1 protein-coding gene and 1 pseudogene are annotated in these 1862 nt (G+C 57.4%); both read right to left on the bottom strand.

Annotated features, from left to right (window positions below; all coding sequences use genetic code 11):
* Window positions 1-145 precede the first annotated feature (145 nt).
* On the bottom strand, window positions 146-1381 hold the full coding sequence (locus AC1DH9_RS29420) for an HAL/PAL/TAL family ammonia-lyase (protein ID WP_477809363.1): 1236 nt from the start codon (window positions 1379-1381) through the stop codon (window positions 146-148).
* 135 nt (window positions 1382-1516) lie between these two features.
* Window positions 1517-1612: pseudogene (locus tag AC1DH9_RS29415) on the bottom strand (glycine betaine/L-proline ABC transporter ATP-binding protein); the annotation flags it as partial.
* Between the last annotated feature and the right edge of the window lie 250 nt (window positions 1613-1862).

The following is a 1862-nucleotide window of genomic DNA, read 5'->3' as shown; positions in this document are numbered from 1 at the left end:
GAATTCGCCATGCCGGGGCGCTCGGTAACAAACTGAGAGATGTTGGTGCGCGATGGGGAACGATTGGGTGAGTGCTTTTGTGGCGATTATCCGCCGCAGCCACTTATGAATGGCTGCGGCTTGGTACGCTGCGTGGGAATCGATTTTAGTGCAGGCTCGGAAACGCGGTTTGCAGCAATTGCGGATCTTTCAAAATGCTTGCAGCACTGGCGATATCCGGCGCCAGCCAGCGGTCCTGGTCATAGGCCGGAACGCGCTCGCGCAGCAGTCGCCAAGCGACCTCCGTGCCTGCACCGAAGCATGGCCCCTTGAGAAAGTCGGCCTTGAGAAATTCGAAGGCCTGGGCGGCCAGCAGATACTCGATAGCGAGGATCTGCGTGCAGTTTTCCAGCGCCCGATGCAGCTTCAGTGCAGCGTTGGTGCCCATGCTCAGGTGGTCTTCCTGCAGGCCCGATGTGACATAGTTGTCGAGCACCGCCGGTTGCGCCAACTGACGGTTTTCCGCACAGAGGGAAGCGGCAACGTACTGGACGATCATCATTCCGGAGTTAACCCCAGGGTTGCTCACCAGAAATGCCGGCAAGCCACTGACGTGCGGGTTGATCAAACGGTCCAGACGAYGCTCGGCAATCGAGCCGACCTCCGCAATGGCAATCGCCAGCAAGTCGGCAGCCAAGGCCACCGACTGGCCGTGCGGGTTGGCCTGGGACATCACCCGGTAGTTATCCGGTGTACCCAGAAGCAGCGGGTTGTCGGTGGCGGAGTTGAGTTCGGTTTCGATCTGTCGGGTCGCGTGGTCAAGTTGATCACGGGCCGCGCCATGTACTTGCGGGATCGAACGGATGCTCAGTGCATCCTGAGTGCGAATGCCTTTGCTGCTGGCAATCACTTCACTGCCATCGAGCAGGCCGCGCAGGTTGATGATATGCGCCATGTGAGTCAGGTAGCCGACCGAACCCTGGGACGGTACTTGTGGGGTAATCCCGCGATTGAGCAAGGCCAATAGCGCTTCGACCACTTGCCGATGCAGGCCGGATTTGCCGTGGCTGTAGTTTATGATCGCCGCGCACATGATCGACCGCGTCTGCTCATCGGTCAGTGGTGCACCGACGCCACAAGCATGGCTAAGCAATGTATTGCGCGACAGCTGGCTCAGTTGTTCGCCTTGCAGCGAGACATTGCAGAGTGCACCCAGACCGGTATTGACGCCATACGCGCGCTCGCCGCTGACGACAATGTGCTGGACGATGGCCTGGGCATTGTCGATCCGCGCCCAGGTTTGAGCCGACAATTCAAGCACGGCTCCGTGCCGGGCAACTGCGACCACATCCTGCCAACGCAACGGCGCATCGGCGATAACAATTTTTTTAGCCTGTGACATGTGAAGCCTCACGCAAGGGTTGTTGTCGAGTTACACCTGTGGCCAGAAGGTTCGGCCCCTGGCCACATTGGATACACGTCGTCCGGAAAACTCATTTCAAGCAGGTGCAGCAGGACGCTGAACGAAGCGATCAACCTATTCGTCAGCAGACGAGTCAAGGATCTCTTTCGGCGCATCGATCTGAATCAATCGGCCGTCCTTGAGAATCACGATGCGGTTGCCGATGCACACGTTTTTGTTGTGCGCGGCATTGCTCTACAAGCAAAGCGGTGGAGGTGAAGAGATCCCCGCGATCTCTTGTGCACACGCGTTTACTTGTACATACAAGAATATGCAATCAAGCGGCCAACTTGTTGGATCGCTGTTCAATAAAGCTCAGGATTTGGCTGTAACGCTTTTGGGGCAAGGGTTTGGCCGGAGGCGATTTTTTCGGGAGATTTTGCGAAGGCGTGACGGCTGTTACTTGAGCGTGGAATTACGT

This window comes from Pseudomonas sp. 05T35, from assembly GCF_056396605.1.
This window is presented reverse-complemented; position numbering and strand designations above follow the sequence as displayed.